The organism is Paenibacillus maysiensis (genome assembly GCF_000520815.1).
Taxonomy (GTDB): Bacteria; Bacillota; Bacilli; order Paenibacillales; family Paenibacillaceae; genus Paenibacillus; species Paenibacillus maysiensis.
Window position 1 is genome coordinate 62,368 of sequence record NZ_ASRY01000319.1, and the last position, 19,195, is coordinate 81,562.

At 48.7% G+C, this 19,195-nt stretch carries 19 protein-coding genes and 1 pseudogene; 17 read left to right on the forward strand and 3 right to left on the reverse strand.

Features of this window, described 5'->3' with window-relative positions:
• From nikC (L696_RS0125985) to L696_RS0126055, 14 genes are all read left to right on the forward strand, one after another.
• Entirely contained in the window at nucleotides 1-816 is an 816-nt protein-coding gene (gene nikC / locus L696_RS0125985) for a nickel transporter permease (RefSeq protein ID WP_025686243.1), read from the forward strand.
• Entirely contained in the window at nucleotides 813-1,793 is a 981-nt protein-coding gene (locus L696_RS0125990; RefSeq protein ID WP_025686244.1) for an ATP-binding cassette domain-containing protein, read from the forward strand. Before nikC (L696_RS0125985) ends, L696_RS0125990 begins: the two co-directional genes overlap by 4 nt.
• Nucleotides 1,790-2,566, forward strand: coding sequence for an ABC transporter ATP-binding protein (locus L696_RS0125995; protein ID WP_025686245.1), 777 nt, complete (start codon nucleotides 1,790-1,792; stop codon nucleotides 2,564-2,566). Before L696_RS0125990 ends, L696_RS0125995 begins: the two co-directional genes overlap by 4 nt.
• 143 nt (nucleotides 2,567-2,709) lie before the next feature.
• The gene (nikA, locus tag L696_RS0126000) at nucleotides 2,710-4,335 is read left to right on the forward strand and encodes a nickel ABC transporter substrate-binding protein (protein WP_025686246.1); all 1,626 of its coding nucleotides are present in this window, start codon (nucleotides 2,710-2,712) and stop codon (nucleotides 4,333-4,335) included.
• A gap of 46 nt (nucleotides 4,336-4,381) precedes the next feature.
• Nucleotides 4,382-5,326, forward strand: a complete 945-nt coding sequence (gene nikB / locus L696_RS0126005; RefSeq protein WP_025686247.1) for a nickel ABC transporter permease subunit NikB — start codon at nucleotides 4,382-4,384, stop codon at nucleotides 5,324-5,326.
• Entirely contained in the window at nucleotides 5,326-6,156 is an 831-nt protein-coding gene (gene nikC / locus L696_RS0126010; protein WP_081750796.1) for a nickel ABC transporter permease subunit NikC, read from the forward strand. Before nikB ends, nikC (L696_RS0126010) begins: the two co-directional genes overlap by 1 nt.
• A 19-nt stretch (nucleotides 6,157-6,175) precedes the next feature.
• The gene (nikD, locus tag L696_RS0126015) at nucleotides 6,176-7,006 is read left to right on the forward strand and encodes a nickel import ATP-binding protein NikD (RefSeq protein ID WP_025686249.1); all 831 of its coding nucleotides are present in this window, start codon (nucleotides 6,176-6,178) and stop codon (nucleotides 7,004-7,006) included.
• A gap of 38 nt (nucleotides 7,007-7,044) precedes the next feature.
• Entirely contained in the window at nucleotides 7,045-7,854 is an 810-nt protein-coding gene (gene nikE / locus L696_RS0126020) for a nickel import ATP-binding protein NikE (RefSeq protein ID WP_025686250.1), read from the forward strand.
• Nucleotides 7,855-7,993: 139 nt separating this feature from the next.
• Nucleotides 7,994-8,803 (forward strand): transporter substrate-binding domain-containing protein, encoded by an 810-nt coding sequence (locus L696_RS0126025; RefSeq protein ID WP_025686251.1) that lies wholly within the window; start codon nucleotides 7,994-7,996, stop codon nucleotides 8,801-8,803.
• A gap of 30 nt (nucleotides 8,804-8,833) precedes the next feature.
• Nucleotides 8,834-9,550, forward strand: coding sequence for an amino acid ABC transporter permease (locus L696_RS0126030; protein WP_025686252.1), 717 nt, complete (start codon nucleotides 8,834-8,836; stop codon nucleotides 9,548-9,550).
• A 4-nt stretch (nucleotides 9,551-9,554) separates the two neighbouring features.
• The gene (locus L696_RS0126035; RefSeq protein WP_025686253.1) at nucleotides 9,555-10,322 is read left to right on the forward strand and encodes an amino acid ABC transporter ATP-binding protein; all 768 of its coding nucleotides are present in this window, start codon (nucleotides 9,555-9,557) and stop codon (nucleotides 10,320-10,322) included.
• Nucleotides 10,323-10,751: 429 nt separating this feature from the next.
• Nucleotides 10,752-11,588: an Rpn family recombination-promoting nuclease/putative transposase gene (locus tag L696_RS0126040; RefSeq protein ID WP_049827528.1), complete on the forward strand. Its 837-nt coding sequence runs from the start codon at nucleotides 10,752-10,754 to the stop codon at nucleotides 11,586-11,588.
• Between the two features lie 179 nt (nucleotides 11,589-11,767).
• Nucleotides 11,768-12,025, forward strand: coding sequence for an S-layer homology domain-containing protein (locus L696_RS0126045; protein ID WP_245233445.1), 258 nt, complete (start codon nucleotides 11,768-11,770; stop codon nucleotides 12,023-12,025).
• A 190-nt stretch (nucleotides 12,026-12,215) separates the two neighbouring features.
• Nucleotides 12,216-13,232: an asparaginase gene (locus L696_RS0126055; protein WP_025686256.1), complete on the forward strand. Its 1,017-nt coding sequence runs from the start codon at nucleotides 12,216-12,218 to the stop codon at nucleotides 13,230-13,232.
• A 63-nt stretch (nucleotides 13,233-13,295) separates the two neighbouring features.
• On the opposite strand, the gene L696_RS0126060 is transcribed toward L696_RS0126055, so the two are convergent.
• Nucleotides 13,296-14,243, reverse strand: a complete 948-nt coding sequence (locus tag L696_RS0126060) for a Gfo/Idh/MocA family protein (protein ID WP_049827529.1) — start codon at nucleotides 14,241-14,243, stop codon at nucleotides 13,296-13,298.
• On the opposite strand from L696_RS0126060, the gene L696_RS32840 reads away from it, so the two are divergent.
• On the forward strand, nucleotides 14,192-14,590 hold the full coding sequence (locus L696_RS32840; RefSeq protein WP_280740297.1) for a helix-turn-helix transcriptional regulator: 399 nt from the start codon (nucleotides 14,192-14,194) through the stop codon (nucleotides 14,588-14,590). The genes L696_RS0126060 and L696_RS32840 overlap by 52 nt on opposite strands.
• On the opposite strand, the gene L696_RS0126065 is transcribed toward L696_RS32840, so the two are convergent.
• Nucleotides 14,514-14,768 (reverse strand): DUF6953 family protein, encoded by a 255-nt coding sequence (locus tag L696_RS0126065; protein WP_025686258.1) that lies wholly within the window; start codon nucleotides 14,766-14,768, stop codon nucleotides 14,514-14,516. The genes L696_RS32840 and L696_RS0126065 overlap by 77 nt on opposite strands.
• 260 nt (nucleotides 14,769-15,028) lie before the next feature.
• On the opposite strand from L696_RS0126065, the gene L696_RS0126070 reads away from it, so the two are divergent.
• Nucleotides 15,029-16,159 (forward strand): hypothetical protein, encoded by a 1,131-nt coding sequence (locus L696_RS0126070; RefSeq protein ID WP_025686259.1) that lies wholly within the window; start codon nucleotides 15,029-15,031, stop codon nucleotides 16,157-16,159.
• Between the two features lie 172 nt (nucleotides 16,160-16,331).
• Nucleotides 16,332-17,733 (forward strand): annotated as a pseudogene (locus L696_RS0126075) (helix-turn-helix domain-containing protein).
• Nucleotides 17,734-17,929: 196 nt separating this feature from the next.
• Here the strand turns inward: L696_RS0126075 and L696_RS0126080 are convergent.
• Nucleotides 17,930-19,195: ABC transporter substrate-binding protein (locus L696_RS0126080; RefSeq protein ID WP_025686261.1), on the reverse strand; the 1,266-nt coding region annotated here is incomplete at its 5' end.

Sequence of the window (19,195 nt, forward strand, 5' to 3'; positions counted from 1 at the left end):
ATGAAAAACACGCGGCTGTCCTTCAAAGGAAGCTTGCTGACGGGAGGCGTAATGCTGGGCCTGATCGGACTGCTCGGGCTTCTGGCTCCATGGGTTGCCCCTCATGATCCTCTCAATGTCGATCTTCTGAAGCGTCTGGAGCCGCCCAGCCGAGAATATCCTATGGGTACGGACCATTTGGGGCGGGATGTGCTGTCGCGGCTGATTTACGGGATTCGGACCAGCGTACTGATTGCCTGTGCGATTACAGCAGCTACGCTGTGCATCAGCTTGCCGGTAGGCTTGCTCATTGGCTATGTGCGCGGGCGTGTGGACCAGTTAGTTATGCGGGTCATTGACGGCGTGCTGGCTTTTCCCGATATTATTTTGACGGTGGCGATTGTGGGTATTCTGGGTCCGGGCTTTGTAAACATGACCTTAGCGATTATTGCGGTACGGTGGGCGGGATATGTTCGGTATATTCGCACCCTTGTTCAAAAAGCCTGTCAGGAGGATTATGTCCGATATGCCCGTTTATCCGGTAATTCACATGTGCGCGTGCTGAGACGCTATGTGCTGCCGCAGGTACTGCCACAGCTGCTTGTGTACGCAGTCTGGGACATTGGACGAGTCGTGCTTATGGTTGCCGGACTTTCCTTTCTTGGGCTGGGTGTACAGCCGCCTAAGCCGGAGTGGGGTGTGATGCTGCATGATGCGACGTCGTATTTTCAGGTGGCACCGCATGTCATGATTTTTCCGGGCTTGGCGATTATGCTGTTTGTGCTTGCGTGCCAGCTTCTCGGAGACCATTTTTCGGAAAAGGGGGCGGCGAAATGAAGGATGGGACAGGGCGCAAGCCATTGTTGCACGTGGAACATCTGGAGATATGCCGCATAGGCACAGGAACAGCCGTTAGGACGGAAACAGGTGCAAAAGCAGGAGCGGGTACACGTATTGGCGCAGCAACAGGTGAGGGCGCGGGTAGAAAACCGGGCGCGAATGGGAAAATAATGCGGATAAGCGGTAATCAACCGCTGCTCCGGGATGTCAGCTTTACCGTATATCCGGGGGAAATTGTGGCCCTAACCGGACCGAGCGGATGCGGCAAGAGTCTGACCGCGCATGCGATCGTGGGTATGCTGGAGCCGGGGATCGGCATTACGCGGGGGCATATACACTACAACGGGGAGGATATCGTCCCGTTCGATGAACGGCGCTGGCAAAGGCTGCGCCGCGAGGACATTGCCCTGCTCATTCAACAATCGCTGAGCGGGTTGAATCCAATCCGTACCGTCCGCACACAACTGACGGACACGCTCAGACTGCACGGGCGGCGCTGGATGCCGCCCGACCAGAAGGGGCGTGCGGATGCCGCTCCCTCCCTTGCTGTACTGCAGCAAGCCGCCCCCCAGGGCGTGTTGCCCCAGGTGCGGCAGGTGCTGAGCTGGATTGCACGGATGGCCGGAGGCCGCGTTACCCAAGCGCAGGAGGCTTATCTGTGCTCTTTATTGAGGAAGGTCGGGTTTGCAGACCCCGAGCATGTTTTGTCCTCGTACCCTTTTGAATTAAGCGGAGGGATGTGTCAAAGGGTACTGCTGGCTGTGATGCTAGGCTCCGGTCCGCGCCTTTTTATTGCCGACGAGCCTACCACGGCGCTGGATGTTATCAACCGGGACAAGGTTCTGGCGTTGTTCCAACAGTTGAGAGAGGACCTCGATCTCACTATTTTGCTAATTTCTCATGATCGTCAGGGTGTAAGCCGTGTGGCGGATCGTGTACTGGAGATGAGCCCGGAGGGAAGGATGCGCGAATGATACTGGAATTAAAGCAAGTGACCAAAGCCTATCCTGTCCGCAGACGGAGAAAGGGTTGGTCCAAGACGCAGGAACCCGAACAGGCTGTGAAGCAGGTGAGTCTGGAGCTGCAACGGGGGGAGTGTCTCGGACTGGTTGGCGAAAGCGGTAGCGGCAAGAGTACGCTGGCAAAATGCATCCTGAGGCTGGAACCTTTAACCTCGGGTGAGATTTGGCTGGATGACCAGCCGATTCACACCGGAAGGATGAAGGATATCCATCTGTACAAACGAATCCAGTTGGTTGCACAAGACTCATCCTCCTCGCTGCATCCCCGTATGACGATCCGAGATATTTTGGAGGAGCCGATTCACAACTATTTTCCCGAACGAAAAGCGCAAGCGCTGAAAATTTGCCAGTCCTTGCTGGAATCGGTGGGGCTGGAGGCTGACAGTTTGGAGAAATACCCATCACAGCTAAGCGGTGGACAAAAGCAGCGGGTATGCATCGCCCGTGCGCTGGCGGTGGAGCCGGAAATCATCTTGTTCGACGAATCCGTCGCCAATCTCGATACGGCAACGCAGGCTTCCGTGCTGGACATGCTCAAGAAAGCACAGGAGGAGCGCCAGCTATCCTATCTTTTTATCACCCATGATCTTCAATCCACCCGTCCGTTTTGTGATCGGATTGCCGTCATGGTTCAGGGGGAGATCGTGGAGTTATTTCAGGAGTGGGATAAAGACCTGTTACAGCATGAATACACGCGTGCTCTGTTTCAAACGTTGGCGGAATGAGCCATACAGCTTATATTCTACAAATTTAAAATAAATTAAGAGCATTGCTTGTCGAATGTTGTTGACAAAATAGGATGTGATACCTATTCTAAATATGATTATGATAATCATTATCACGTACATAGAAAAGGGGAATTACATTGATGTCCGTTCGACACCGCAAGACTGCCACCCTTATGTTGGTGACGCTCCTCTTATTATCCGTTATTTTGGGCTGCGCGAAGCAGGAGAACACACCTGCATCCACCTCAACTGACGGAGCTGCCAATGAAAAATCGATCACGCTATCGTGGCCGCGCGATATTGGTACGATGAATCCTCACGTATACAATCCTTCCCAACTTTTTGCACAATCCATGATTTATGAGCCGTTGGTCAGCTACAAGCAAGGAGGCAAGCTGGAGCCTGCTTTGGCTGAATCCTGGACCATTTCCAAGGACGGTAAAATATATACGTTCAAGCTGCGCCAAGGCGTGAAGTTTTCAGATGGAACTCCATTTAATGCGGCTATTGTCAAAAAGAACTTTGACGCTGTTATGAAAAATGAGAAAACGCACAGTTGGCTTGGTATGGTGGGCGTTCTCGACAAAACCGAAGCCGTAGATGACAGTACCTTCCGAATGACGCTCAAAGAGCCATACTATCCGTTGCTTCAGGACTTGTCTGTCGTTCGCCCGTTCCGTTTTCTGGGTGAAGCCGGGTTCCCGGATGATGGAGATACGTCCAAAGGGATTAAGAAACCTGTAGGTACAGGCCCTTGGATGCTGGATGAATACAAGCAAGATGAATATGCAACCTTTAAGCGTAATCCGAATTATTGGGGTACTGCACCGAAGGTAGATAAAATTATCGTAAAAATCATTCCCGATAGCGAAACACGTGTAATGGCCTTTGAGAAAGGTGATCTGGATCTGATTTACGGTGAGGGCGTCATCAGTCTGGATGCTTTCAAGCAGCTTCGCGATACAAATCAGTATGTCACCAAGCTGTCCGATCCTGTCGGTACAAGAAGCCTGTTGCTCAACTCTTCCAATCCCAAGCTGGCAGACCTTCGGGTACGTCTGGCGCTCCAGCATGGCTTTAACAAGCAGGCGATGGTGGAAGGGGTGACCTCGGGGCTGGAGGAAAAAGCGGATACTGTTTTATCCAAAAACTATCCGTATACAAATGTGGACTTACAGCCCGTTGACTATGATGTGGAACAATCCAAAGCGTTGCTGGATGAGGCTGGCTGGAAGCTGCCCGCAGACGGTACAGTACGGGAGAAGAACGGACAACAGCTGGATTTTGAGCTGATTTTTGATAAGACCGATCCAGTCCAAAAGGCGATGGCCGAAACCATTCAGGCGGAATGGGGAGAACTGGGCGTCAAGGTGAAACTGACCGGGCTGGAGCTGACAGTTCAAATTAAGCGCCTTAGATCCAACCAGTTTGATCTGTACTTCTGGTACAACTATGGTGCGCCTTATGATCCGCATTCCTTTATTAATGTCATTGCCAAGAAGAGCTTCGGAATTTCCGAGGTGCTGAGCGCCCTTCCGATGAAGAAGGAACTGGATCAGCAAGTACACGAAGCACTCTCATCGACAGACGAAACCAAGCGTCAAGAGCTGTATGCTTCGATTCTGAAGACGCTTCAGGAGCAATCTGCCATTGTGCCTATTTCGTATATTAAGAAAACGGCAGTATATCAGAAAAAGATTACAAACTTTGTATTCCCGGCCAACCGGGATGAAAATCCGTTTGAGGGAATCGAAATCGGGAAGTAGTTAAAATCAAAGGGTAACGGTAGTTTACAGGATAGGAGGACAACTCATGATCAGCTATATCGGTAAGCGAATGGTAGCGGTCATTCCTATTGTTCTCTTTGCCACCCTCGTTACCTTTGCACTCATTCATATTTCACCGGTTGATCCGGCCGAGGCCTATTTGACGGCTGCTCATATTTATCCTACTCCGGAAATTCTGGAGCAGAAAAGACATGAATTCGGGCTGGATCAACCTTTGCTGACGCAGTATATGCATACACTTCAAAGAATCAGTCAGCTGGACTTTGGTACTTCATATCTGACAAACAAGCCGGTGTGGGATGAGGTGAAGGTTCGGCTGCCTGCCACCGTCGAGCTGGCGCTGAGCAGTATGGTGCTATCTATCGTGGTGAGTATCCCGCTGGGCGTACTGGCAGCGATGCGTAAAAATGGCTGGATCGACATGCTCAGTCGAGGGATTTCATATTTTGGAGCGTCTATTCCCCAATTCTGGCTGGGATATCTGTTGATCTTCTTTTTCTCCGTTCGGCTGGACTGGCTGCCTGTAGAGGGCAGGGGAACGTGGCAGCATCTGGTGCTGCCTACGTTGACCCTGTCGCTGGTTCTGATTGCTCTATATACGCGCCTGCTGCGCTCCAGTGTATTGGAGCAGCTTCAGGAAACATATGTCCAGTATGCGAGAACCAGAGGAATTCGTGAGCGGGTGATTATGCTCAAGCATGTGCTCAAAATTGCCATTGCCCCGCTGATTACGGGTATGGGCATGAATCTGGGCAAGCTGCTGACCGGAACGATTATTGTCGAGCAGGTATTTTCATGGCCCGGGTTTGGCCGTTACTTTGTGGAAGCGATATTTAACCGGGATATTCCCGTCATACAATGCTATGTGTTTTTGGCGGCATGCCTGTTCATCGTATGCAATTTGCTCGTTGATCTGGTGCATTTGTATATGGACCCCCGAATTTCATCGAAGGGACGAGCAGAGCAGTGATGATAAGGTTACGTACAATGTTCAAGGGTCAAAAGGTGATCGTGGTCTGCTCTATAGTGCTAGTGGTTCTTTTTATCATTATGGCGCTGGCTCCGTGGCTGGCTCCCCATGATCCGGTTAAAGTCAATTTACTGCACAAGCTGGAAGGCTCTTCGAAAGAATATTGGCTGGGAACCGATCATTTGGGTCGGGACAATCTGTCCCGGCTGCTGTATGGAGCGCGGATTTCGCTAGGCTTTGCGACACTAATTTTCCTGTCCTCGCTTAGCATTGGTGTCGTGATTGGATCGGTTGCAGGCTATTTGGGCGGCTGGGTCGATAGTGTGCTAATGCGGTTTTGCGAAGGAATTATGGCGTTTCCGAATCTGGTGCTGGTGCTGGGGATTGTTGGTATTTTTGGGCCGGGCCTCATGCAGGTGCTGCTTGCCTTGATGATGGTGCAGTGGGTGTATTATGCCAGGATGTGCCGCAACATGGTCGTCAGTCTGAAAGAACGGAATTTTATAGCTGCTGCAAGGATTAGCGGGTCCTCCTCAGGGGCCATTATCCGGCGGCACATCATTCCGAATGTGCTGCGGCCGATTGTGGTCATTGGTACGCTGGAGATGGGCTGGGCGATCATGGATATTTCCGCGTTGTCATTCCTCGGTCTGGGCATCCAGCCGCCGACTCCCGAATGGGGAGCGATGATTCATGAGGGAACGGGATACATCCGTAGTCATCCGGAATTAATGATCTATCCGGGCGTCATGATTCTGGTGGTGGTGATGGCCTTCAATCTATTGGGAGAAGCGCTGTCCGACCGATACGGAATTGCCAAACGTCAGTAAAACAGGAGTGAGAACAACGATGGATGACGGGGCGAAGTCGAAGGTGCTGGAGGTCAGCCGCTTGCAGGTGAAGCTCAAAACCGATGCAGGAGCGGTATCTCTGCTGGAGCCAACTCACTTTGAACTGAAAAAGGGACAGGTTCTGGGTCTTGTCGGCGAAAGTGGAAGCGGCAAAACGGTAACCTGTAACGCGCTGCTCCAGTTGCTGGATCGCCAGACGATGGACGTGGAAGGCAGTGTCCGTCTGAACGGGCGCGAGCTGAACGGCATGGCAGCCGAGGAGATGCGGCGTATTCGCGGCAAGGAAATCGCGTTTATTATGCAAAATCCGATGAGCGCTTTTACGCCAGTGTATACGATCGGGGCTCAGTTTATGGAAACGATCCGCACGCACACCGGATTAACCAAACGACAGGCCCGTGATCTTGCCGTATCGGCTTTGGAAAACATGAATCTGCCCGACCCAGCGAAGCTAATGAAGCGTTATTCGTTTCAGTTGAGCGGCGGGATGCTGCAACGGGTCATGATCGCCATTTCCATGTGCCTGCGGCCAGCGGTCGTTATTGCGGATGAACCGACGACGGCGCTAGATGTCGTTAATCAGCTACAGGTGCTAAGAGAGTTGGATCGCTTGCGTACGGAATACGACACGTCCATTTTGCTGATTTCGCATGATCTAGGCGTCATTTCCCAATTGGCGGATGAAGTGGCAGTCATGCAGCGGGGACGTATCGTTGAGCAGGCAGAGGTTCATCAGTTGTTCGATCAGCCACAGCATGAATATACGAAAATGCTGCTGCATGCCAGACCCAAGTTGTCCCTTCGGCGCATAAATCAGGTAGGCGGTTAGTCGCCTGTTGGACGGTTACACTTTCAAAAGGGGAGCGAATGCGCATGCTACAAGTGAAGGAAGTAACTCATAGCTATGGAAGGCGCAAATGGCTGGGCCGCTCTGAGCCACGCCCCCCTGTGCTGGCTGACGTGTCGCTTACCATAGAGAGCGGATTTTGCCTGGGGTTGCTTGGAACCAGCGGAGCGGGGAAAAGCACGCTGGGTAAGGTCATTCTGGGGCTGGAGAAGCCGCAGGAGGGTCAGGTGCTGTTCCAGGGGCAGGACATTTATAATGGAAGCCAACAAGTTCGCAGGGGACTGCGACGGGATATGCAGGTCGTATTTCAGGACTGCTATTCGGCTGTAAATCCCCGGATGACCGCCGGGCAGATTATCGGAGAGCCTCTGGACAATTACGAACGGCTATCGGTGCAGGAGCAAAAGAGAACGGTCGAAAACCTGCTGGAACGGGTCGGTCTCAAGCCGGAGGATCGGCATAAATATCCACATCAATTCAGCGGCGGACAATTGCAGCGGATCAACATTGCACGGGCGATTGCGCTCAAACCGAAGCTCATCGTTCTGGATGAGTCCGTCAGCAGCCTGGATATGGTTCACCAGATGCACATTTTATCCCTGCTGGGAGAGCTGAAATCTTCGTTTGGATTGTCGTATCTGTTCATCACGCATGATATTCGGGCGGCTTATGCTGTCTGTGATGGGATTGCTGTGATGGAGCAGGGAAGATTGATCGAGCGCTGTGATGAGAAGGACCGGATTTTTGAATCGGCGCATCCGGCTGTGCAACGGCTGATCTCGTCCATTTTGCCGGAACATCCAGCAGACCGTCTTCCGCTTCATGGATGACTGAGGACCCGCAAGGGTCCTTTTTTTGTGCAACATATGGATAAGTAATTGAAATTAAATTTATCTGTTGTATTATTGGAATAACCCGATATAATATAAAATCATACTAAATTACTTGGATTAAGAAGGGATATCACATATGAAGAAATCTGCTTTTGTTGCAGTGATTGGCCTATCTCTCCTGCTATTGACGGGAGCCTTGAGCGGGTGTTCCTCGAAGGAAGCAGCATCGGGGGATAAGGTTATTTATGTGGGCACACAAAATGACTACCCGCCGTTCGCTTTTACGAATGATAAAAATGAGCTGACCGGGTACGATGTGGAAGTGGTCAAGGAGATTGACAAGAAGCTGGACGGCTATATGTTTGAGTTTGTGCCTTCCGGCTGGGACGGAATTTTTCTGGCGCTGGAATCGAACAAAACTCAGGTCGTAGCGGATGAAGTCGCCAAAAATCCTGAGCGTGAGCAAAAATATTTGTTCTCGGATGAATCCTACTTTCAGGCGCAATCCGTCATTGTTGTGAAAAAAGGCAGAACGGATATCCACTCTCTCAAGGATTTGGAAGGCAAGAAGGTAGCTGCTTCCGTAGGGGATTCCTACACTCAATTACTGGAGCAGTACAATGCGAAGAACGGCAACAAAATTATTTTGAAATACAATGACACAGGCACTTCATCCGACAACCTTCAGGACGTGCAAAATGGCCGGGTGGATGCTTATGTGAATGATCCAGTCATGACGGCTGCTACGATCAAGAAGGAAGGCTTGCAGGTCGAAGCGGCAGGTGATCCTGTGCAAACGGATGATATCAATCTGGTGTTCAAGAAGGATAAGCAGGGCGAGGAGCTGAAAGCGAAAATTGACCCGATTATTAAAGAACTGAAAGCGGACGGAACGTTGAAAAAACTGTCCAAACAATGGACAGGCGGGGAATATATCCCTCAGTAACAACAATGCAAAGGGTAAAGTGGGGTTCATATGGAAAAGCTGTTTGATTTGGATTATATGCTGAAAAGCCTTCCCCGGATCGTGGAGTATCTACCCGTTACGCTATGGATTGCATTTTTGTCCATGCTGCTGGGTACGATTATCGGGTTGGCAACGGCGTTAATTCGAATATACAAGGTGCCTGTATTGGCACAACTGTCTACGCTGTATGTTTCGTACATCCGGGGAACACCGCTCATTGTGCAGTTATTTCTCGTATATTATGGAATACCCAAGTTTTTATATTATTTTCAGAGCGAATACGGTTTCTTGCAGCAATTAAATATCTACGTGATTCCGCCCGAGATTTTCGCGCTGTTGTCATTTTCGCTGAATCTCGGGGGTTATCTGTCGGAGACGTTCCGGGCGGCGATTAATTCGGTGGATCGGGGGCAATTTGAGGCGGCCAATTCCATCGGTATGAGCCAAACACAGATTATGCTTAAAATTGTGCTGCCACAGGCATTGACGGCGGCCTTGCCCAATTTAGGGAACACGCTGATTAGTACGGTGAAGGACACGTCTTTTATCTTTATGATTGGTGTTGTCGATATGATGGGACAGGCCAAAATTATGGGCGCACGTGCGCTGGCCTTTTTTGAGGTATACGTTGCGGTGTCCCTGATCTACTGGCTGGTGTGCATCATTATTGAGCGTGGGCTTGTCGTGCTGGAGAAGCGTATTCGAATTTACGAAAGAAGTGAGTAAGGGCATGATTCAACTTCATCAAATTCATAAGCATTTTGGACAGCATCATGTGCTGAAGGGTATAGATCTGACCGTAGGCAAGGGAGAAGTCGTGGTTATTCTAGGGCCAAGCGGATCGGGCAAGTCTACGCTGCTGCGCAGCATCAATTTCTTGGAGCAGCCGACCAGTGGTGTCATTGAGATCGACGGTGTGAAGGTGGATGCAGCCAAAGCGGGGAAAAAGGACATTCTCGGACTGCGTACGGCAACGGCGATGGTATTCCAGCAATATCAGTTGTTCAAAAACCTGAATGCCCTCCACAATGTCATGATCGGCCTGACCAGTGTCAAAAAGCTGGACCGCAAGCAGGCGAGGGAGATCAGTGAAGGCATTTTGGAAAAGGTAGGGTTGAAGGATCGCATGACCTACTACCCTGCCCAGCTTTCGGGTGGACAGCAGCAACGTGTTGCGATTGCCCGCGCCTTGGCGCTGAATCCGCAGGTGCTGCTTTTCGACGAACCGACGTCCTCACTCGACCCCGAGCTGGTGGATGAAGTGCTGTCGGTCATTCAAAAGGTAGCGAGTGAAGGTAATACGATGATTATCGTCACGCATGAGCTTGGCTTTGCGAGGGATGTCGCGGATCGGGTCGTGCTGATGGAGCATGGCGTGATCGTGGAGCAAGGGCCGGTGGAGCAGTTTTTCACCAATCCGAAGGAAGAACGGACACGACAGTTTCTGGGCAAAGCGTTGGTACAGAGAGCGCCACAGGAGCAACTGGTATCTCTGTAAAATACATGGAACGGGGTACAACAAGGTTCGCCTCCATATGCAGTACCAGTGAAGACACCTTAAATGGTGTCTTTTTTCATTTCAGTGGCTGTTTTGGGCTATACACATGGCGGCTAGAAAGCTTGCTATGATACGATTTCTGGGGCTTACGGTTAATGAATACAGTGAGTTTCACTGAAGCTATGAGAAGATGGGCAAGTTTGGCCGTCACGTAACCAGTGTTAAATATACCCGCCTTCCATATCTCCTCATCCGTACTTCGATTCGTTAAAACTACTTCTCTAAAACCTCCAAAGCTTCTTAGTTTTCTTTTACTAAACTGCTCACTTATGCCTAATATGTTCCAACACGGCAAGCTGATTCAAGCTGAGCGGGTTTACTCACCTTTCTAAGGCTCAAAACCCTTGAAAAATGATATAATAATAACGAATGGAACTGATAACGATGGATTTACATGATCCTCGTGTAGATTTTGTATTCAAACGGATATTTGGCAGCGAGAACAATAAGGATGTGCTACTGGCGTTTCTTAACCGTATTTTCACCGAAGCTGGCGAGCCGCCGCTGACTGAGATCATCCTGATGAATCCCTATACGGATAAAGATGATCCGCTCGACAAACAGTCCATCTTTGATGTTTACGCCAAGACCTCCGAAGGTAAACTGATTGATATAGAAATGCAGCTTTTTAATAAGTATGATATTGAGAAACGAACGCTGTTTTATTGGTCCAAACGATATGCGAGTCAACTCAGCGAGGGCGATAAGTACCGAGAACTGAAGAAATGCGTGACGATCAACATTTTAAACTATTCGTTCTTGAAGAGTGAGCAATATCATAACATATTTCATTTGCGGGAAGACCGGACATGGATATCCTTGATTGATGACATTGAGGTTCATTTCTTGGAATTACCTAAGCTGGATGAGCACAGCGTTCCGTCTGAAGGCGGATTGATCAATTGGCTGTTGTTTCTAAAAAGTGCCGATACATCATATTGGGAGGTGCTGAAGATGAATGAGCCAGGTTTGGAGAAGGCGATGGACACCCTGCAATATTTGAGTCAGGATTCGGATGCCAGACGATTGTATGAGGCCAGACAGAAGTATCTGCATGATGAGGCTTCTATGCTGGAAAGTGCAGAAATGGAAGGTGTTAAGAAAGTGGCCAAGAATATGCTCGAAATGAATCTGGATATAACGACCATTGTGAAGGCCACTGGATTAACGGAACAGGAAATCAAAGGCTTGAGCAAGAATAGTTAAGGGTATTTCTATATCGAATTAAAAGACATACTGAATATAATGTCAAGGAATTAAAAAGAAGAGACTCGAAACTACACTGGTACCCATAGACTGGACACTTAGAAAAAAGGTGTGTGGGCTGTGGGTACCTTTTTGTATACGGTACGTTCAAGCCGGATAACACGATCACCCGGTAGGAAATGGTTGTTCTTTTATCCCGCATCTTGAACCTTAACAACGTATCGAAGGACACCACCAAAGGCAATTTCGATGACCTGAAGGGTTCTTATGCAGCAAACGAGATCAAAGCTGAAGCACAAGCAGGTATCATCAGCGGCAGGACGGATGGAAAATTTGATGCCAAGAGCAACTCCACACGTGCAGAAGCTCTGCAACTCATCCTGAATGCGCTGAATCTCAACCCGCAATTGAAGACGCTGTTGGATTCACATAACTAATACTGTTTCTACGAATAGAAGGGACAAGTGTATTTTGCACTTGGCTCTTTTGTTTTTTATCGAAAAGATTAGTCAAAATACAGCCCTATAATCTATCTCCCCTTTTCGGATCAAAAGTAGCTTATCACACTTATTCATGATAAATTCTAAGAACAATAAAGTGAAGATGTAATCGGGAAGGAACATGGGCATGAAAAAGGTTCTATTCATTAATACCGGGGGGACGATCTCTTCCTCCTATCAGGAAAATGGCCTGACGCCGACCCAATCGGCTGAAAATATTTTGGCGGAAATTCCGGAGCTGAAGGAAATTTGTGAAATTGATGCCCATAATCTGATGAGCATTGATAGCACGAATACACAACCGGAGGACTGGGCTTCCATCGCCCGAATGGTACATCGTTCTCTCGATCAGTACGATGGCATCGTCATTGCCCATGGCACGGATACGATGGCTTATACGGCTTCGGCTTTGAGCTTCATGTTGGGAACCGTAGACAAGCCTGTCGTGGTGACGGGGTCGCAGGTGTCCATTCTGGCCGAGCACAGCGATTCCAAAAAAAATGTAATCGACTCGTTTTTGACCGCCTGTGGCGAGGTAGCGGGGGTATTTGTCGTATTTAACGGCAAAATCATCAACGGCAGCCGCAGCTCCAAAATCAGAACGCGCAGCTATAACGCTTTTGAGAGTATTAACTATCCGTACATCGGCCTCGTGGAAGACGGAAAGGTGGTCTATACAGAGGGCGTATTTGCGAATCGCGGTACAGTTCGCCATCCGTACAATGACGGGTATGCTTCAGAAGTATTTCTGCTCAAGCTGATTCCGGGGACGAATCCGGCTATTTTTGATGCTATTCAGGGCTTGGGCTATAAAGGGATTGTGATTGAGGGCTTTGGCATGGGTGGCGTGCCCTTCAAGGAAAGAAGCCTGATTAGCAAAATTGAGGAATTAATGAAGGATGGCATGAGTATCGTCGTGACCACCCAATGTCCTTATGAGGGCGGCGATCTGACGATTTACGAGGTGGGGCAGAAGGTGCTGGAAAAGGGTGTTATTCCGGGTTATGACATGACGACGGAGGCACTTGTAACTAAAATGATGTGGGCGTTAGGCCAGACCACTGACCCTGCCGGGGTAGCAAAAATTATGGCTATAAACTATGCGGACGAGGTTTCCTTGCCTACGGATACAGCCTCCCTGTAAGGAAGGGGGGCTGATTTCCGCAGCAGGAACGGGTAAATCAGGACGGGTAACAGGGACGCTCGGCTAACGTTGAGTCTGCCCCAGTCTATTTTGAATTTGAATAGTCTTTTCTAATGAGTGTATGGCTTGCTCCAGTGGAATCATACATTCCGAATGTTCGCCAAAACATTCAAGTGCGTGATCCAAACTTTTTTCGTATGGATTGGCGGGTTCGAGATTGATCTTTTGTTGACCGGATGCAGTGTACTCATATAATGCAGTGGGTATAAGATCATTTTCGTCGCTTTCATGAAATACCAGTTTGGCCTTCTCGAAATAAGCTTCATAAGCCACCGTGAACGGGTAACTTCCTGGCATATGGGAAGAAGCGATCACTTCTGTGAACGTATCCTGATGCTGAAAATAGGCCCGAACCAGTGCTTGTTCAGGATTAGCAACCTCTGTACCCCAGACCGCGCACGGGTCACAGGGTCCCAACAGCCATGTGAGTAAATCGAGTTCATGAATCATGAACTGGATAGGGATAGCGCTTAGCCCAAGATCCCCCCATAGGGGAGGCGTTTCTCTTTTCAAGGACAAGGAAATGAGTTTCCCGTACTTTTGTTGACGGTGAGCCTCATAAAGAAAGGTATAGGCAGGATCAAACTTGATGAACTGGTTGACCAGAATCTTTTTACCATATTGCTGCTCAGCCTGTTTCATAAGGAGAGCGTCTTCGAGACCAAAGCAAACCGGCGTTTCACAAAATACATGCTTTCCATGCTTCAGCGCTTCAATCGCATATGACCTGTGTACATGAGAGGGCAGGCATATATCGACCACATCTACGTTTGGATCAAGCAGGATATCCTCTATATTTTGTGTAACTTCTACGTTTAGCTCCTTTTTCAGCTTGTCCAGCTTGGTTTCATTTCTTCCGAATACGACGATTCTGTTCACCTGAGCGTTGTTGTTTAACAGTGACGCATGATACGCACCGAATCCCGTCCCCAATATTCCAATATTCATCATCCATTACACCCCTTTACTTCTATGATACGCTTCTATTATTGCCAACAGGGTATGTACATCCCTATGGACTTGTAGTGAAAAAGGGGGATTGGTATCTCATTGCCTTTTGTGAAGCAGGGCAGGAGATTCGAACCTTTAAGTGCGAGCGAATCATGGCGGTTAAGGTTAAGCCGTCTGCGGAGTTCTTTGAGGTTCCTGTGGATTTTTCGCTGGAAAATCACTGGATGAAGCATCAAAAAAACACCTGCCTATGGCAGATGCCTTTACTTGTTACGTCCAGGCCCAGAGGAATCCGTCACGATCCCAGGCGATTTTGCCGCCATGAAGCTTACGAAACGCTTTTTTGATTTCCTTTTCGAGAGATACATGACCGTGATCACTTATAAACACATACTGCTCTCCATACTCAGAGCGTACATATGCAATCGCGTCCTCTTGTTTCAAGGTTCCCACTTCACGGATTTGTGCGACCATCCATGCTGCAATTTGCTGTTCTGTTGTAGGGGTATTGTCTGTTTTGTCCATGTGTCGTATCCTTTCCTTCGTTCCATAATAATCCATATTATAGTTATATTTACCTATGGTAAGATAAATGTTTTTTTCATTCACTCTCCATATAGTATACGCAAATTACGAAATTACCAAATCTGTCGGCAGTAGCCCCATTCATAAATATACATCTATGAAATAAATACTATGAACTATATGTTTTTAGTTTTTTATATTTTAGAATAGTAATCATTGTTAGGTTGTAATGGAATTATATGTTATAAGGGGTGTGTAAGATGGAGAGAAGAACTGTCGGCTTGCTCGTAAAAAACTTGGGCCGCAAAATGATAATTGCAGCGGTGAGCACTCTGCTGATCTCTACGGTGGCAATTCCCGAAGCTGAAGCTGCCATGAGTGACAGAGAGCAAGGGAATATCGCCGGTTATTGGTCGCCTGTTTTGTATCAGGATGTCGGCAACGGACCTCATACAGATATTCCGATACCGGTAGATTTTGATGGTGACTGGAACGGAACAAACAATTGGGAGAATATTGACAATTACGCCATGGGAAAGAATCCTTTGTATCCATGGTTATACTGGTCTTTGGCAGAGACGGAAACCCATTATTTTATCGGATATGATGTGTTCTACGCCCGCAATGATCCGGAGGGTATCGCCGGACCGGTTGGGGATGGACTGGGAGACCATGAGAATGACATGGAAGGGATGTTGTTGGTTGTCCGTAAACCGGGGGTGACCAGAAAAAACGGCTCCGTTGTGGATCGCTCCCAGTTTCCGAATGGCGAACTGGAGCTGCTGCTGGCAGAGCGCCATGGCAAGCTGGGTATGTATTCACCTTCTAATCAGGCTATCCGTTACACGCCGGGACAGGATTCCGTCTACTATGACCATGGATTTACGACGATTAAGGATCAACGCGGTGAGCATGTACGTGTCTATAGCGCACAAAATAATGCACCGATTACCGAGCCGCAGGGAGATGTGGGACATGCACTGCGGGCATATGACGGCAAGGGTGCCAAAGGGAATAGCGGCTACATTTTTGAATGGGGCGGAGCTGGTGTGCAACCACAAAATTTAAACAGCAAGGATCAAAATTATTGGAAAAATTATTTATCTGATTTCGACGAGTCCAAACGCATGAATTATGGCTTGAAGGCATTACAGCATACGCTGTGGCCGCTCAGAAATGATTTTTCTATTCAATTGTGGTCAAGCTATGGCACCTTTAAGGGAGATAACGGCAAAGAAGACGCAGCGAGTGCGCCATGGGGCTGGAGCTTTAAAGGCTATCGTGATTTAGGACGCGGTACCATCCTTACAGATCCGGCATCATTCGTCGATGCTTTGTTCAAGGACAAGGGACCTTACGCTAAGAACTACGTGACCAATCCATATCGTTAAGCTTGTGATTCGTGTGATTTCAAGAAACGGTTGACTCTGTCCAGATATATTTTAAGTAGATGAATTATACAGTTGGCGAAGTAGGTTTTATTTTGTATAATTAAGGGAATATTCACGGGAATTTTCTTTTTTTGAATTGTAAACATACAAGTAATCCCTGGGGGTGCCTGATTTGAAGGAAACAACCACGATTCGTGCAGAGCTGGAGAAGTATATCAGACGTGAAGGAATCACGATTAGTAAGTTTGGGGAGAACACGGGTATTAATGCTGGAACGATTAGTGCCATTATCAACGGTAATCGGCCGATTGCGATGTTGCTATTGGATCGGATTGCGGCAGGCATGGGGCTTGAAGAGGGAAGTCTCTATGAGCTGTACAGTGAAGAATTTATACGGAATACGGCACCGAATTGGCGGCGGGTTCGCCCATTTTTGTACCGCTGTGCAGCGTTGAACAAGCTGGATTGTATGGAACAGGTCGTGGAGTTCATGATGGACTATCTGATTTACGCTCCGGCCTTGTTTGAGACGGCAGAAGAATTGTTCAAAGAAGGCAAGTTTGCGGCAGCGGCTATCATCTATAAAAATGTCTCAGAAAGCGAGAAGTATCAACATTCCGAGCGTCTGGCCTTATGCCAGTATCGGTTATTTACAATCGCTATCGGTGATGATCAGGACGAAAATTTGTGGGCCGCCACACACTTTGAAAGCTTTGTAGATCGATTGGGTGAAGCGGATCAACTGGATGCATTAAAAGATTTGGCCAATACTTATGTTTCGCTGCGTCGCTGGGATAAAGTAGAACCATTAGCTGATAAAATGTGTTGCAGGGCTAAAGCGCAGTATGAACGAAAATATGGAAGAACCAGAAAAGCAGAGCGTGGCAAGGAAACAAAGGGTCCTTTGTTTATGTATATTGTATACTCTTACGTGCTGCGTGCCGGTATTTGTGACGAACGAGGGGATTATGAAAAGGCCTTGGAATATGTCTCCCTGTACGCTGATCTAAGCTGGGTGCGGGAGGACACGGAAGAGGCGCGCCGCTTAAAGGAGCAGTGTAGTAACTGGGCTGAGGCCAACGGATATCTGTATCAGCTCATGTCCGGTAAATTGGACGTCATTCCAGAGTATGTGGCCTATCTGGAAAGAAACGAGGGCGAGATTCTGATGGGATTGTTCAAAATCATGCTGGCCGCAAATCGTTATGATTTTAATGTGGATGATGTACTGCGACGTTTTGAGAAACAAATTGCCGCATTAGCCAAGCAGCATGTCAAGGTGGGCACCTATACGGAGCAGGTATCAACCGATCTCTATGCGCGTTTTCTGGCGGAGCTGGCTTGCTACGATCTCAGTAAAAAGCGCTATACGAAAGGCATGAAATTTTTGTTGGAAAGCCTGTCCTATTCTGTGGTGCTGGATGGTAATCCTGTAACGATTAAATGTGTAGGTTTATTTGAAAAATTCCGGCATACTGCCTCTCCTGAGGCGACGAAGGAATATAAAAATTTACTTGGAGAGGTAAGATCACTTCAATGATAAAAAAGATCTCCTTTTTTCTGCTCGCGTTTAATTTTTTTATCATACTGAATTCTTCACCCATTGCTCCCCTAGTAGAGGACCCTAGCGAAGCTCATAGTCATGGAATGGGCGGCTGGTCATTGTCATCCTCGGAATAGTTTGGGATAACGCCATGAAAGGTATTCTCTTGTAAAAGAGGATACCTTTTTGTATTGTGGCGGCGCACTCGCGAAGGAACTCTTTTTCCATTAAGGCTTGGAGGCTTGCGGTTGAGTAGGCGGGAACCAGACATGACGCAGATCCACCCACCCCTGACTATTGAAGGAAACACCGCGCACAGAAGGAAGATATGCTGTCTGGACTGGCTTTTCATATAAGATATGGAGCTGATGCTCATGAATAAGTCGGGTTTCGATATGCTCGAATTGACGCGCCCTGACCGTATGATCCGCTTCTCGTGCAATATCTCGCAGCAGTCTTTCGATATCAACGCGGCTATGCGGCTCGACATGCCCGGAAACATTGAGATACAGATCGAACAGGCGCAATTGCTCATCACGGTCACGAAACAGAGAAAAGATGATCAGGTCCGACTCCATACGGATGGAGGAGCTTTTGAATTCATTCATGGATGCGGCCACGATGTTACAGGTATACCCGCACGATTCCAGCTGGGATGCGACCCGGTCTGCATCGGCTCTATACTCGGGAATGGTGGCAATTTGCAACGTTGCCGGGGGTTCATACGAATCGTCGGATGCATCCACCATCGGAGGGAGGCGGCGATGATCCAGACATGCCACGATACGGGCACGTACTTCCGGGTTACGTAACGGCCCATCCTTGTGGGTATTGCATGTGATAAATTTACGCACCGAAGCCGCCGAGTGAATCTGACTCCATGCAGTATCCGTGTTCCCGGCCAATACGGGATTGTGGATGATATGAAAAGGCGAAGCCGTATCTGCGGTATCTGCCGCCGATTCTGGCTTGGCCGCCCACGGGAGCTGAACAATTTCCACCCGGTCGAGATGAGCGCGGCCTTGAAAATAAGGAGCGAATGCCTCCAGTATGCATAAGCTCTCGTTCATCTCCGTGACCTTAAAAGCCCCTGTGCCAACAGGGCGGATGCCAAAGGCCGCTTCACCTGCCTGATTCAGCTCACGGGGTACGATGGCGGCACGACTGGTACACAGGAAGGAGAGAAACAGCTCGTTCGGTTCCGTCAGCTCGAAACGTACCATTGTCGGACTTAGCGCCTGTACGTGCTTGATCTGACGAACGATAAAATGGTACAGTCTCCGTCCTGGCGCGCGAATCAGCCGTTCAAAAGTATAGACCACATCCTCGGCGGTCAGTATTTTGCCGTTATGGAACAGCACTTCCTTACGCAAGAAAAAGGTCCATTGCGTACGGGTAGCGTCTACTTCCCAAGCGTGCGCCAGTCCCGGTAAAATCTCACCGCTCTCGTTCGCCCGCCGGGCCAGCCCGTCAAAGACATGGCTGGGTACGAA